This is a genomic window from Arminella tubonensis (assembly GCF_003240585.1).
Classification (GTDB): Bacteria; Pseudomonadota; Alphaproteobacteria; order Rhizobiales; family Rhizobiaceae; genus Rhizobium; species Rhizobium tubonense.
This window is the reverse complement of the sequence record NZ_PCDP01000029.1, coordinates 70,181-84,528: the sequence shown is the minus strand read 5'-3', so window position 1 is coordinate 84,528 and position 14,348 is coordinate 70,181. Positions and strand designations below refer to the sequence as shown.

Annotated in this window: 12 protein-coding genes; 9 read left to right on the top strand and 3 right to left on the bottom strand. The window is 56.8% G+C overall.

Translation table 11 applies throughout. The annotated features are described in order from the left end of the window. Positions 1–146: 146 nt before the first annotated feature. Positions 147–2,459, top strand: a complete 2,313-nt coding sequence (locus CPY51_RS09355; protein ID WP_111159974.1) for a methyl-accepting chemotaxis protein — start codon at positions 147–149, stop codon at positions 2,457–2,459. A gap of 139 nt (positions 2,460–2,598) precedes the next feature. Here CPY51_RS09355 and CPY51_RS09350 read toward each other — a convergent pair whose 3' ends face one another. The 3 genes from CPY51_RS09350 to CPY51_RS09340 form a co-directional block, all read right to left on the bottom strand. Continuing rightward, positions 2,599–4,140, bottom strand: coding sequence for an FAD-dependent monooxygenase (locus CPY51_RS09350; RefSeq protein WP_111159973.1), 1,542 nt, complete (start codon positions 4,138–4,140; stop codon positions 2,599–2,601). Between the two features lie 337 nt (positions 4,141–4,477). Continuing rightward, positions 4,478–5,365 carry an MBL fold metallo-hydrolase gene (locus tag CPY51_RS09345; RefSeq protein ID WP_111159972.1) on the bottom strand — a complete coding sequence of 296 codons (888 nt, stop codon included), beginning with the start codon at positions 5,363–5,365 and terminating at the stop codon, positions 4,478–4,480. Positions 5,366–5,646: 281 nt separating this feature from the next. Next, a complete protein-coding gene (locus CPY51_RS09340) occupies positions 5,647–6,540 on the bottom strand; it encodes a LysR substrate-binding domain-containing protein (RefSeq protein WP_111159971.1) in 894 nt (297 codons plus the stop codon). A 119-nt stretch (positions 6,541–6,659) separates the two neighbouring features. Here CPY51_RS09340 and CPY51_RS09335 point away from each other — a divergent pair, with 119 nt between their 5' ends. The 8 genes from CPY51_RS09335 (at position 6,660) to CPY51_RS09305 (ending at position 14,256) form a co-directional block, all read left to right on the top strand. Further along, positions 6,660–7,913: an aromatic ring-hydroxylating oxygenase subunit alpha gene (locus CPY51_RS09335; RefSeq protein ID WP_111159970.1), complete on the top strand. Its 1,254-nt coding sequence runs from the start codon at positions 6,660–6,662 to the stop codon at positions 7,911–7,913. Then, positions 7,903–8,991: an FAD-binding oxidoreductase gene (locus tag CPY51_RS09330; protein WP_111159969.1), complete on the top strand. Its 1,089-nt coding sequence runs from the start codon at positions 7,903–7,905 to the stop codon at positions 8,989–8,991. The genes CPY51_RS09335 and CPY51_RS09330 overlap by 11 nt, the downstream gene beginning before the upstream one ends. A 183-nt stretch (positions 8,992–9,174) precedes the next feature. Further along, positions 9,175–9,720: a LysR family transcriptional regulator gene (locus CPY51_RS33785; RefSeq protein WP_338049417.1), complete on the top strand. Its 546-nt coding sequence runs from the start codon at positions 9,175–9,177 to the stop codon at positions 9,718–9,720. Further along, positions 9,708–10,136: a methyltransferase domain-containing protein gene (locus CPY51_RS09320; protein WP_338049418.1), complete on the top strand. Its 429-nt coding sequence runs from the start codon at positions 9,708–9,710 to the stop codon at positions 10,134–10,136. The genes CPY51_RS33785 and CPY51_RS09320 overlap by 13 nt, the downstream gene beginning before the upstream one ends. Positions 10,137–10,324: 188 nt before the next feature. Next, positions 10,325–11,257 carry a HEPN domain-containing protein gene (locus CPY51_RS09315; protein ID WP_111159968.1) on the top strand — a complete coding sequence of 311 codons (933 nt, stop codon included), beginning with the start codon at positions 10,325–10,327 and terminating at the stop codon, positions 11,255–11,257. 344 nt (positions 11,258–11,601) lie between these two features. Beyond that, the gene (locus CPY51_RS32265; RefSeq protein ID WP_146260108.1) at positions 11,602–12,015 is read left to right on the top strand and encodes a hypothetical protein; all 414 of its coding nucleotides are present in this window, start codon (positions 11,602–11,604) and stop codon (positions 12,013–12,015) included. Continuing rightward, entirely contained in the window at positions 12,012–12,833 is an 822-nt protein-coding gene (locus tag CPY51_RS09310) for an ABC transporter permease (protein WP_244598547.1), read from the top strand. The genes CPY51_RS32265 and CPY51_RS09310 overlap by 4 nt, the downstream gene beginning before the upstream one ends. Then, a complete protein-coding gene (locus tag CPY51_RS09305) occupies positions 12,754–14,256 on the top strand; it encodes an ABC transporter ATP-binding protein (RefSeq protein ID WP_206607244.1) in 1,503 nt (500 codons plus the stop codon). Before CPY51_RS09310 ends, CPY51_RS09305 begins: the two co-directional genes overlap by 80 nt. Positions 14,257–14,348 lie beyond the last annotated feature (92 nt).

The window sequence follows — 14,348 nt, the reverse complement described above, 5'->3', positions numbered from 1 at the left end:
TGATCATATGAGAAAGTTTATGAAATTCTAACCAAGCCGCCTCTACTGTTGATACTTAGTCTGCGTTTCAGGTCCCGTGGCCAGCCATCTGAGGAAAAGGGATCGAATACTTGGACGGTACATCAATCCTTGGGGGAGGCGTTTGAATGTTTCTGAAAACTGCCACGGCGAAAAACATGTTTGTCATCATTGCCACCGGGGTCGCCACGTCGGTGGCAACTGCCGGTATCCTGTTGTGGCTCTCCTATAACGAAGTGCGTCAGCGCAGCATTGCCGAGATGACCAATTCCGCCCTGACGAGCGCTGCCAATATCGAAACGCGGTTCCAAGGCATCAAGACGCTTTCATGGAACATGCGCTCGGCGCTCTATGCGATGAAGCAATCAACAGCACCCAGCCGTGATGCGATGAATGCCCTTTTGAAACAGCTTCTCCAGGACAACAAGAATGCGCTCGGTGTCAGTACCGGCTGGGAACCGGAGGCCTTCGATGGCAAGGACGGCGATCACAAGGGCAAGGCGGATTCGGACGCGACCGGCCGCTACATTCCTTATTTCGCCCGTTCGGGCAACGAGATCGTATATTCGCCGCTGGTCGACTACGATACACCCGGTCCCGGCGACTACTATCAGGTTCCGAAAACCACCGGCAAGGACCTGGTGACTGAACCCTACTCCTACAAGATCGACGGCAAGGACGTACTGATGGCGTCGGTCATGGTGCCGCTGTCGATCGACGGCAAGTTCGTGGGCGTAACCGGCGTCGATACCGCGCTGGACGAACTTGCAAGCGAACTCAATAAATTGAAGCCGCTCGGGGATGGCTTTGTCGCTCTCATCAGCAAGGGCGGCAGCTTCGTTAGCTATCCGGACCCTTCCGTCCTCGGTAAGACCTTGAAAGATTCCGGCCTCGACGCCAACGCGTGGGGGAAGCTGATCGCCTCGCCGCGGCAGGTTTTCGAAATGACCAACAAGGATGGAAGCATTGACATGGCTGTGGCCGTGCCGGTCAACCTGCTTGCCGATACGACTTGGTATACGATCGTTTCGGTGCCTAAGGCGACGGTCTTTGCAAGCCTCTCCTCACTAGCCGGCACCTCCGTTGCCGTCATCATCGGCGCAACGGCGATCATGATCCTCGTTGGCTGGATGTGTTCGGTTCGTTTCCGCCGCCGTCTCGGCTCGATGATCGGTGCCACGGGTGAAATTGCTCGTGGCCGCACGGATGTCGATCTATCGGAATCGGTCCATTCGGATGAAATCGGTGACTTGGCGCGGTCGCTGAAGGTCCTGCGCGATGCCACCATCGCCAAGGCGCGCCTTGAACTCGAAGCGGAGGAAGGTCGCGATGTCAGTGAAAAGGAACGTCGCAGGCGTGCAGAAGAAGCGGCCGATCGCGATGGCCAGGTGCAGTTTGCCGTAAGCGAGCTTGCAAACGGCCTGCAAAGGCTTGCAGAGGGTGACATGACTCACCGGCTAAACGGCGAGTTCGTCGGCCCGCTTGACCAGATCCGGCATAATTTCAACACTTCGGTGGAAAAGCTGCAGACCGCACTTCGTGCCGTTGGCGATAACGCATCCGCCATCCAGGCAGGCTCCGACGAAATCCGTGGGGCTTCGGACGAACTTGCCAAACGCACCGAACAGCAGGCAGCCTCAGTCGAGCAAACTGCCGCAGCCCTTGAGGAAATCACCACCTCTCTGAGAGACGCCAGCCGTCGAGCGGCGGACGCCGGGAGCCTTGTCGACCGCACGCGCGCAGACGCTGAAAAATCGGGCGCGATCGTCAAGGACGCCGTCGTTGCCATGGGTGGCATCGAAAGCTCCTCGCGCGAAATCTCCAACATCATCGGCGTGATCGACGAGATCGCTTTTCAGACCAATCTTCTGGCGTTGAATGCGGGCGTTGAAGCAGCGCGCGCCGGCGAGGCCGGCAAGGGGTTTGCGGTTGTCGCCCAGGAGGTGCGCGAACTGGCGCAACGCTCCGCAAACGCGGCAAAGGAGATCAAGAAGCTCATCACGAATTCCGGTCAGCAAGTGCAGGCAGGCGTCGCGCTAGTCGGCGAAACCGGTAAGTCGCTGGAGGCGATCGTTTCGCAGGTGCAGGAGATCAACCAGCATGTGATGGCGATCGTTCGCTCGACACAGGAGCAGTCGACGGGGTTGAACGAAATCAGCGCCGCGGTGAACACGATAGACCAGGGAACGCAGAAAAACGCGGCGATGGTCGAGGAATCCACCGCAGCAAGCCATGCGCTTGCCTCCGAAGCAACGTCTCTCAATGGTCTACTCGGACAGTTCCGTTTTGAAGGATCGGCCGCCCAGGCAACAAGGCCGGTCGTGACGACATCAATGCACAGACCCGCGACATCGCCGGCCCGTGTTCTCGGAGCGCGGGTCAAGCAGAGCTTTGGAACCGCAGCGGTGGCACAGCAGCCAGCGGATTGGGAGGAATTTTGAGGGTCATAGACGGATAGTGGCGTCTGGCCCCAATTGGACGCATCAGCCGCACGCTGGCTCTAGACGATGTCTGAGCCGGCCCGGTGCGGGCCCTCGCTCTCGCCAATTTCCGAGCAATGTTTTTGCTCCTTCACATTGTTCAGGCTTCGCCGAACCACCGCGACGCGGCCTGAACAGCCTCCTCATAGTCAGGGGCGGCCTCACCGACCCATGCAACGTAGCCGTCAGGGCGCACGAGCACAGCGCTCAAGCCCAGCCTATCCTTGGCATCACTTGCGACATATGTGATCCGACCGCTCCAGCGGCTTGCCAGCGCGTGAAGCGGCGCGCCGGCGTCAAAGTCTAGCAATAAGCCTTTCCCCTCCCCGAGCAGGTCGCCAAGCTTCATCCCGTTGACCAACTCGAAGTCGGGAGCACTGCGGCCAACCAGCGGATGACTACTGTCAAAATCGTAGCGTAACGACACACCCCAGACGCGTTCGGCGAAATAAGTCGTGCCGTCGCGCGTGTCGATGAGATCACGGATAATGGCTTCGAGCGCGCGCGAACTCCGGCTTGGACGCATGAGCGCGACCTGAGCACGGGACCAGTCAAGGACCTGCGCTCCTACCGGATGCCGTTCGCTCGCATAGCTGTCGAGCAGACCGGACGGCGCGTCGCCGCGGATCGTCGCAGCAAGCTTCCATCCAAGGTTCATCGCATCGCCCAACCCGAGATTAAGCCCCTGACCGCCCAGAGGGGAATGGACGTGTGCAGCGTCGCCAGCGAGCAACACACGTCCATTGCGGTAAGCCGTCGCGTGATAGGCGCGGTCCGTCCACGTGGTGGCAAGCTCAAGGGCCGTCAAAGTGACGTCGATGCCGCAGATATGGCGCAACACTGCCTGCACATGCCCTCGCTTAACCGGATGGGTCCGGTGGAAAGCGCCGCCGTCGAAATCGACCATCGCGATGGTCCCGGGCTTTTGGTAAGTATACATGCCCGTAGCCGTGTAGTGGCGGCCGGGTACGAGCTTGTCTGGATCAGCTATCTCGACTTGAACGGAATAGCCCGTGAACTCTGGATCGGTGCCGACGAACTCAAAACCGCCAGCTTTGCGTACGGTACTGCGACCGCCATCGCACCCGACGAGCCAGCGTCCGCGAAAGGTTTCGACGCCAGCACGAATGGTCACGTCTTCGTCCGATTGGTCAAAGGTTTCGACGCCAAGGCCGCGCCGGATCTCGACCCCCGTTGCGATTGCGCGGATGGCCAAGGCGGATTCGAGGTACTCCATCTCGATCATCATGCTGGTGCCTGCCGGACTTGGCAGGCGATACTGCCACTTCACGGCGTCGATGTTGTCGTTGAAAAACTGGATGCCAGCGAAATGGCCGCCTGGGCGGCGCGGCTGTTGCATCCAGTGCACGGCAGTCAAAGCGCTGCTTTCGCCTGATTGATCTTTCGCCCGTTGCGGCTCCGCGATGTCGTGAAGCAGCCCGCGACGGTAGAAGGCTTCGATGGAAGGCGCGGAAAGGCCACGCATGCCGAACGGCAGCCGCTTCAAGGGAGAATGCGGCTCCTTAGCTTGTTCCAGCACCAGCACAGAGAGGTCAGCAAGCCGCAACTCGCAGGCGAGAAACAAGCCCACCGGACCCGCACCGGCAATCACAACATCATAAATCTTGAACGCGTCGCGCATGAACTACTCCTTGTGGTCGTTCGACCGGAGCGGTTCGTCGTTTTGACAACCACACGGACGAACAATAGGACGCTTGATTGAGCAGCGTCCGTTGTTCGTCGTGGAGAACTCATGCACGAGGCAAGGAACAGAGCTTCCGTTTCCGAAAGGACTTGGGCCAACCACACCAAGTCATGCCTTTTCCGACATCGGCAACATAGCGTCGGGGCGATCGATCGGCAACAGAAGACATTCGCTTTTCTGACTGCCGCGGTCGCAATTCATTGTCGTAGATGCTTCGAGAAGGGATCGCAGAGAGGATGGGGCGACAGTCGGAACCAACACGATTTATTTACGACTACTCGGCCTTGTCATTCGCGGTCCATTTGAAGTGGTCGCCCTCCGCCGAGATGTATCCCACGCCAGGAAACGGAAAGTGCGGGGCGAAAATCCTCTCGTGGCTTTTGGCGAGCGTGCTCAGCGTCTTGACGCGGTTCCGCTCGGCCTCCGGCTTGTCGCCATCGAACGAAATCCCCCAATCTGGCTTGGCAAGCGAAATGATCGAGCTGTGAACGGTGTCGCCAATATCGAACAGCCTCTCCTTTCCGGATTCGATCTGATAACCGACGTGGCCAGGCGTGTGACCACTCAAGGCCACGGATGTGATACCGGGAGCAACCTGACCGCCAGGTTTGAACGTCTTGATATGGTCCGCGATGGCCTTGACGATGTCTGCAAGCTTTCCGTTTGCCTTGGCATCTGACCACTCCACTTCCGACATGCGGATCGTGGCATTTGGAAAAGCGAGCTTTCCATCCACAACCAGCCCGCCAACATGATCCGGATGTGAATGGGTGATCAGGATTTCGTCGACTGCATCGGCGCGATACCCGGCTTTTGCCAGACTGCCCTGAAGTGCGCCGCCGACGCCGGTATCGATCAAGATGAGGTGCCGGTCCGACTTGACCAGTAGAGCGTCGACGCTGAGGGTGACGGTATCTGTTGGCGCGCCCGCAGCCTTAAGCAAATCCGCGACTTCGGCCGGGCTATGGTCAAGACCAAATATCTTGCCGTCATTGGGTTGGACAAACTGGGCGTCGTGAAGGGCGACAATGTCGAATTTCCCCAGTTTGAAGGCTTTCGCATCCGGTTGTTGCTGCGGCATCTGCGCAAAAGCAAGTCCTTGGTATGCGACCATCAAAGTAGTTGCCGCCAATAGCTTTGCTGAAATTTTGCGATTAGTCATGGCACTTTCCTTTCTGAGCGAGAACGCGAACGCATCTTACGCAAGTTCGGTTGATTGAGACATCTCACCAATCGGTGTTCGCCAAGATGAAAAAAGCGGACAGCAAGGATCGGCTCGACATTCTGCTCCTGGCACGTTTGAGGCCTCCAATGAGGTCGCGCGTTGACCCATTGCCGGACCCCGGCAGCGAACATCTCGGCCTGTCAACTTACCCGCGGGCAGCAGCGACAATGAAACGCATCGGATCGATGAGCGCGCCAACGAAGCCAATTTTCACGGTGCTATCGTTGAAAAGCTTGCATCAGCCAGCCCGCGGTGAAGTCCGCCATCGTAGAGCGCTTTGTGTTTATCGGCACCAAAATATTATGTCGTCCTTCTGCCGGAATCTTGACGTCGCCAAGCTTGACGAGACTGCCGTCTGCAAGAAAGGTTTTGATGAGCGTGTCCCAACCTAAAGCGACGCCCTGTCCTGCTCTCGCTGCAGTTATTGCCTCGGTATAGTGGCTAAAGCGAAGCATCGATCGCAAGTTTCCGGGCTTCCGGCCGAGGCGGGCGAACCAGTCGTCCCATCTATACCAGCTCCTATCCGGAACGTCGGTTTCGATGAGCTCATAGTCGCCGTCCGGAAAATCTCGGCCGAGATGGGAAGCGGCATACTCGGGCGAGCAAACCGGAAAAATACTGTCGTCACAGGATGCCAAGACGGTTCCGTCATTGAATGGAGGCGATCCGTATCTGATAGCGATATCCACGACCCCGGTGTTGAGATCAATCTTGCTGTCTTGTGAGATCACCCTGATCTGGATATTCGGATCGAGTTTGCGCAGCTCGGCTATCTTGGGGAGAAGCCAAAAGGACGAGAACGCAATTGTCGCACCGATCGTTACGATGTCGGTCGCTGTCGCCCGCATCGTATCAACGCTGTCGGCAATATTGGAAAAGCTGTCCGCGAGTGTCGCACCGAGGTGGAGACACGCCGGCGTCGGCTCGATGGATCGGTGGCCACGATGGAAGAGCGATCTGCCGAAATCCTCTTCGAGAAGGGCGATCTGACGGCTGACGGCAGCTTGAGTGACGCCAAGCTCCTTGGCCGCAGCGGTGACGCTGCGATGTCGTATCGTTGCTTCGAGTGCAACAAGAGCGGTCAACGAGGGCAGTCTCTTGCGTAGCTGCATGGGTGAACCTCAAGGCAGGCGAACACATAACATTTAGTTATGTCACCCGCAATAATTTCTGCCGTTGAAGCAAAGTGGTTTTGAACTCATTCTTGCGCTTTATCGCATAAGGAGAGGTCATGCTAAACACGTTTCCGTCTTCGATCTCTTCGGTCCTCGATTCGCGGGCCGAGGGCTATTCGCTGCCAGCCGGCCTCTATACGCGCGATGACGTCTTTGAGGCGGACCTGGACGTGTTCTTTCGCAAGCACTGGATCTATGTCGGTCTTGAATGTGATGTTCCGGACGCCGGAGATGCCACGGTCATCGACATCGGTGCGACAAGCCTGATCCTCCTGAGGGACGACGACGAATACGTTCGCGTCTTGCATAACGTCTGTCGGCACCGGGGTAGTCGGCTCCTCGACGGTGGATCGACCGTCATCTCGAAACTCGTCTGTCCGTATCATCAGTGGACTTACGAACTATCGGGCGAGCTTGTGCACGCGCCCCACATGGGGACGGACTTCGACAAGTCCTGTCGGAACCTGAAGCCCGTCAACTTCAAGTCGATCGGTGGATTAATTTATGTTTGCCTGTCGGACACTCCGCCTGATGATGTCATCACTCTCGAGGAGGTGGTGGACGAGCGCCTTGCCCCCTATGACATCCGAAATGCGAAAGTCGCTCATCAGACCGATGTCATCGAGCATGGCAATTGGAAGCTCACCATGGAGAACAATCGCGAGTGCTATCATTGCGCGGCCAATCATCCGGAGCTCTGCGTCTCCTTCATCGATCTCGATTTCGGCTTCGATCCCGCAACGCTCAACGAAGAGGACCGTGCCGAAGCGGAGCGGCATCTGCGACTCTATGCCGAGCGTACGCAGGCGTGGGAGGCAGAGGGCCATCCTTCCGGGGTTGTTGAGCAGGTTTGCGGCCACGCGACAAACTTTCGAACGCAGCGTCTGATCATCGCAGGCGCGGGCGAATCGCAAACGCGGGACGCGACAGCCGCCTCCTCGAAGCTTCTCGGCAAGATGACGCGCAAGGATCTCGGCGACACGCACCTCTGGGGCCACAATTGCTGGAGCCACTTCATGGGCGACCATGCGGTGACAGCGATGGTCGTTCCGCTCTCTGCAAACCGCACCCTGGTGCGCACGAAATGGCTCGTTCACAAGGATGCGGTCGAGGGCGTCGACTATGACCTCAACAAGCTGACCGAGGTCTGGATTGCAACGACCGAGCAGGACGCAGAGCTGGTCGCGCGTTCTCAGTCCGGCGTTGAGGACCCGGCGTACGATCCGGGTCCGTATTCGCGCTTCACCGAGCCGCAATTGGACAATTTCGCGACATGGTACATCGAGCGGATGCGCGCCCATGGATACTAGAATGATGGATTCGGTCGGCTCGCCCGGCAATCGGAAATACTGGAACCCTGATGTCGACAGCGAGCTGCTATGCGTCGACGTCCACCAGGAAACACACGATGTGAAGACCTTCACCTTTGTCGCAGAAGGTGGAAAGCACATCGCATTTTCTGCCGGCCAGTATTTCGCCTTCGATATAGCGACTGGTGCCGAGCTGGAAACACGCTGCTACAGCATCTCCTCGTCTCCAATGCGCACAAACGCGATATCCGTAACGGTGAAGCGCGTTACGGGCGGCACCGTGTCCAACTGGCTTCACGACAACCTGGCTCCAGGGGGACGCGTGCGGGCAAGCGGACCCCTCGGGCAGTTCATCCAGCCGGCCGCCGCCAATCAGAAATATCTGTTCCTCAGCGGCGGATCAGGCATCACCCCCGTCATGTCCATGGCGCGGGAACTCGGCGATGCAGCGCTGCCAGTTGACGTAATCTTCCTGCATGCGGGTCAAACGCCGACGGACCTGATCTTCCGCAGCGAACTGGCAAACCTGGCCACGCGGCTCAAGGGGTTTCGCCTTTACTTCCTTCCGGAGGAGCTGGGTGGAGAGACGTGGTGGCCGGGATTGAGCGGACGGATATCGCGCGAGTTGTTCCAGCTTGTCGTGCCTGATCTCTCCAAGCGAACCGTCATGTGCTGCGGCCCGGCACCCTTTATGGCGGCTGCCCGGAAGATCTCGGGAGAACTTGGTGTCCCTATCGAGAGTTACATCGAAGAAAGCTTTGACGCAGCAGTGCTTGACGACGCGCCCGTTCCGCTGATTGACGAGGCGAAGAGCGAAATCTTCAAGGTTGAGTTCTCAAGGCAAGGTCGCACGATCGACGTAGGGGCAAATCAGACGGTCCTTGCCTGTGCCAAGAAGGCCGGAGTGAAGATGCCGTCTTCCTGCTCGAGCGGTCTGTGCGGAACCTGCAAGTCGAAGCTGCTCAGCGGCACCGTCGACATGAAGCATAGCGGTGGTATCCGCCAGCGTGAGATCAATGCCGGCCTCTTCCTGCCATGCTGTTCGAAACCACTTAGCAATCTGGTGATTGAACGCTAGCGTCGACATCTAAAGCTTGCTTCCAGCCCTCCCGAACGAATCGACAACACCGCCCTGCCCTGCCTCGGCACCACGCCCAACCCCCTTGCCTGAATGAGGCCCTCTAGGCCTTGCTACCCACAATCAATAGAAATTGTATCTCCTTAGCGTAATCCCGCGCCTTCGGCATGCCCGTTCCTGAAGATGCTAGGGCTCTCAGACACTGGTATGAGGCGATTTCGACCAGACCCAGCATCACCGCATGAATATCGGATATCGGGCATCGAGCGGGGTTACCGAACGGCCAGCTTCACATTGGCGGCAAAAGAGTTGGCTGTGTCGCCTGCAGCCATAAGCCAACAGGTCAAGAATCTGGAGCAATGGTTGGGCAAACAGCTCTTCACCAGGACCGGCAACGAGATCACCGCGACAGACGCTGGCCAAGCAATCTACTCGCAGATTTCAAAAGCTTTTCGGATATTGCGGATATGTCTCGTGTGTCAAAAGGTGAGAGAAGCCGAGGACAAGCTCAGCGCCGGTGGACATCTTGATGTGCATTACATGGCTGGGCGTCGAGGGACATATCGAGGCTCTGGATCTGGCACTGGAAACGTCGCAGCAATCGAAGGCTTGATTGCAAACCGGCAGTTTGCCTGTTCGATAGGCGCGCGAACCGGTGACATTATCGCGCTGCCGTATGCGACGGTACGTTCGATGCGGTTTGGAGCGCGAACGTCATTCAGTATCTGAGCGACGAAGAACTCACCCATGCAATCATGGAGCTCTGCCGCGTCGTAAAACCGGGCGGGCTTGTTGCCGTGAAGGAGGTCGATATCTCGGTTTGGCAGTATCAGCCGCGGGATCCAAAACTGACGTGGCGTCTGCTCGATGCGCTTTCTGATGATAACCAAATGTCCGGCGCCATTTGGGAACGCGCTTGTGGTCCTGGTTTCGAGCGGCGGGGCTTGAGAAGGTGTCTGCCTCACAACACTAGCAGAGCGCCGTCAGCCACTCCGGCCGGCGGAGCGCGAATACATCCGCATAATCTCGCTTTCTTATCCGCCCTCACCAGCGACGGGCGAAGACCCGGAGTGTCTGATTTCCGGCCAGATTTCTGCTATCGCGAAATGTGGGTCCTCAGCTTGGGTATCGTGGTGAAATTCTGAGCCAACTTCCGTTGCCGAGCACGATTGAGCAAGCGTTGAACAGTGGACAGCGTCGTATCTGTCGTCGCGCTGACTGGACATTGATGCCTTTGTGCGGCAGCCAGCGTGACGATTACTTAATCGTGGTTGCCTTTCCTGATAAATGCACGTAAAAAGATTATGTCCTTTGTCAACAGTGAGCCGCTAAGATGGATACGATTCCCAATGAAGACTTTGATGCGGCTTTGACATTGACCGATGCGCTCGACCATCTACCCGCCAACAAGAGACGTGAGCTTGCCCGCGTGCTGGAGATCCTGTTCGACGAGGTACAGACCTTCCAGGCGCACAAGCAGTCCGATCGCAAAACTGGCGGCAAGGTCCTGAAGGTCATTCTTTACGGCTCCTATGCCCGCGGCGATTGGGTCGAGGATCGCGCCAGCGGCTACCGTTCCGACTATGATCTTCTGATCGTCGTCAATCGTGAAAGCTTTGCCCAGGAAGAAGATCTTTGGCTTGCTCTCGACGAGCGTCTCATCCAGGCGCAGATCGCCCATCATATCCGCACGCCCGTCGTCCCGATCGTTCACAGCCTCGCGGACGTCAACGATCAATTGGCACGCGGCCGGCCGTTCTTCAGCGACATCGCCCGCGATGGCAACATCCTCTATGAGGCACCGGGGCATCCGCTTGCCGAGCCGAAACCGCTGACGCCGGAGGAAGCCAGAACGGAGGCGCAAGCCAATTTTTCAAAATGGTTTGAAGATGCGTCATATTGTATGAAGCAAGCGGAAACCGCTGTTGCCGATGGAATGTTCAGCCACGCTGCGTTTAATCTCCACCAAGCGACCGAACGGTCTTACCACTGTTTCTTATTAACCATTACGCTTTACAGTCCCAAATCGCACCGCCTTAAGATGCTTCGATCCAGGGCGGAGGACATCGATTCCGGACTGATTGCCGCTTGGCCGCGCGACACCCGAATTGATCGCCGCCGATTTGAGTTGCTATCGCGCGCCTACGTCGAGGCGCGCTATTCCTCCAAGTACACAATCACGATCCAAGAACTTGAATGGTTGATCGAACGGGTCACGATTCTTCAACAACTCGTCCAGGAAATCTGCGGCGACCCGCTGAAGTAGCGTCCAATGGCCTTTGGCGGCCTTGAGTGGCCCCACGGGCACCGGTCCGACCAATCTTTCAGAACACCTTCGCCGGATTTAAGGAAAAGCCATTCGGAGTCGCGGCGGAGTTTCAGATGGCGATTCTGGTCGGCATGCTATTCGATTACTACGGCGTTCGCCGACGACCGCAATTTGACGACTCTCGGGGCGGCAAGTGCCGCCGAACTAGCCTGCGCGGTGCTTGCAGAGCACATAGCGTGAGGTGGTCGCTGCGACAGCCCTTACCAGTCCCCTCTATTCAATTGGGTATAATCTATCCCCTGGCGGGTGCTACTCCGAAGTGACGAATCTCCGAAGTTGATGTGAAGCGGAAGAACTTAGTTATCAAACAAGGGTCCCCAACCGATGTCCTGGCTGTCCGCCGATTGCCACAAATCGACAGCGTTAAAAAGGCGTTGCAGCCATTGAAACTTAGTCAAAGTGTTGAAAAAGTATCCGGAATTTCGGTGAGTTGGTTCGCCGCTAGGGGAAGTCCGAAGATTGGCTCGCCAAGAGACTCAGGATTCTCACATGATCTCAAAGGAATAAAGTCAAGTTCCCGCTCCCAAAGAATTGATTTCGAGCCAAATAGCTGTTTAAAGGCTGGCGCGCTGGCTATTGCGAACACCAACAATGCTGAGGCCATGCATCATCAGATGTTTAGGAAACGCAAATTGATAGTTGCCTGTGCGTGGAAAACTTCATCACTTCGAAAATGCATAGGCGCGTTTGAATGATCAACCAACATAGCATAAAGCCGGCGGGCATGCTTTCAACACTGGTGCGCCACCGCGAGCTTCTTTGGGAACTGATCAAGCGCGATTTCATCGGCCGATACAAAGGCTCCTTCCTTGGCGTCGCATGGTCACTTCTCAATCCCCTTTTGATGTTGGCCATCTACACATTCGTCTTCAGTGTGGCTTTCAAAGCGCGCTGGGGAATTGCCAACGAGAGCAAGGTCGGATTTGCTATCGTGCTCTTCTCAGGGCTAATCGTTCACGCCCTTTTTGCGGAATGTCTTAATCGGGCGCCGACGTTGATTGTCAGCCACCCAAACTACGTTACCAAGGTGGTATTCCCTCTGGAGATACTCCCCCTGATGGCGCTGGGTTCCGCGCTTGGCCATTTCCTGGTCAGCCTGCTCGTCCTGATAATATTCTGCATGCTTTCTGGTGCAGCGCTGCATACGGGTGGCTTGCTCATTCCTATTATATTGTTGCCGATGCTTCTAATTGCACTCGGTCTAAGTTGGCTTTTGTCATCATTGGGAGTTTTCCTTCGGGATTTTGCACAGGTGATCGTAATGGTAACAACGATCATGTTGTTTTTGGCACCGGTATTTTATCCAATTGAATCCTTGCCACCGCTTTACCAAGCGATGCTGGTCTGGAATCCGATTACGTTGCCCATCATGCAGCTTCGCGCGGCATTGTTATGGGGTGACCCGATTGACTGGACGGCGTGGGCCGTCAGCCTTGTTATTGGCGTGGTGGTCTTTTACCTGGGATTCGCTTGGTTTCAGAAGACAAGGAAAGGCTTTGCCGATGTACTCTGACAAAGCCGTCATCGATGTTAAGAATCTCAGCAAGCGTTACGATATCTACGATCATCCGCGTGATCGTCTGAGGCAACTGGTCATTCCCCGTCTCCACGGTTTGGCCGGTCGATTGAAATTGGCAAAACCGGAAAATCCGCCGACTTACCATCGCGAATTCTGGGCATTGCGCGATATCTCGTTCCAGGTGAAGCCCGGTGAGACGCTTGGCATAATCGGCCGCAACGGGAGTGGCAAAAGTACGCTGCTGCAAATACTGGCGGGTACGCTGTCACCGACCTCCGGAGACGTTAAAGTCGATGGCCGAATTGCTGCGTTGCTCGAACTCGGAAGTGGGTTCAATCCCGAGTTCAGCGGCCGCGATAACGTCTTTCTCAATGCGCGAATTCTTGGCCTCAGCCAGCGGCAGATCGAAGAGCGCTACGACCGTATCGTCGAGTTTGCCGATATCGGGGATTTTATCGAGCAGCCAGTGAAGAGTTATTCGAGCGGCATGTTTGTGCGACTGGCATTCGCGGTCCAGGCACACATCGATGCATCCATCGTCATCATCGATGAGGCGCTCGCGGTTGGAGACGTGTTTTTCCGGCAGAAATGTTATGCGCGGCTCGAAGCCCTGCGAGATTCAGGTGCGGCTATACTGCTTGTTTCGCACGCCATGACCGACATCGAGCAATTCTGCGATCGGGCGATTTTGCTCGATCATGGCGAAGCGTTGTTCGTCGGAGAATCGACGGAAGCGGCCAAGCGCTATTATCAGTTGCATCAGCCCAAGTTGGCAGAACGCATCGGCGCAGCGCCGGTTGACGCATCTATTACACGCCCTGTCACTTTGCCAAGTGCGACCCGAGCGGATTTCTGGCCAGAGGATACCGCGTTCGTCAATGCGGAGTCGGTCAACCAAGTTGGCAATGGCTCGGCACGATGCACCCGCTATGGGGTTTTTGACACATCAGGAAATCGCTGCGCCAGCTTCGCCCAGGGCGAAACCGCGGTTTTCTGTTACGAGTTCCTTTTGTCGGATCCGATCGCAATTCCGCTTGCCGGTGTGGTTCTGCAGAACGAAAGAGGGATCAACGTGCACGGTAAAGGATCACTCGAATACAGCACCAAAACGCCGCAACATCTGCCGGCCGGCACGCTCGTTCGCTGCCGCCAGAGCGTCGAGCTGAAGCTTGAACTTGGAGAATACAGCTTTGAGCTAGGCCTAGCCACAATTGATGCGAAAACATATCATGAGATGGCAAACTTCAATCATGAGAGGATTTTTTCTCACATATCCCGCGTTTGCCATTTGCCTAAGGCCGGCGTCATAGCGGTCGGCTGGCGCCGTGTGCACGATGGCGCACCTCTCACTCATCATGGTGTGGCTGATCTACCTGGAGCGTTCGAATATGCCTTTGACGCCGTTGCCACAGAGTGATCGGGCGGATAACAAGATTTGCGCCTTGGGAAAGCGCTGTGCCACTGCGATGGATACAACAACGCAGATTGGCCCAAAGGATGTGAACCGTG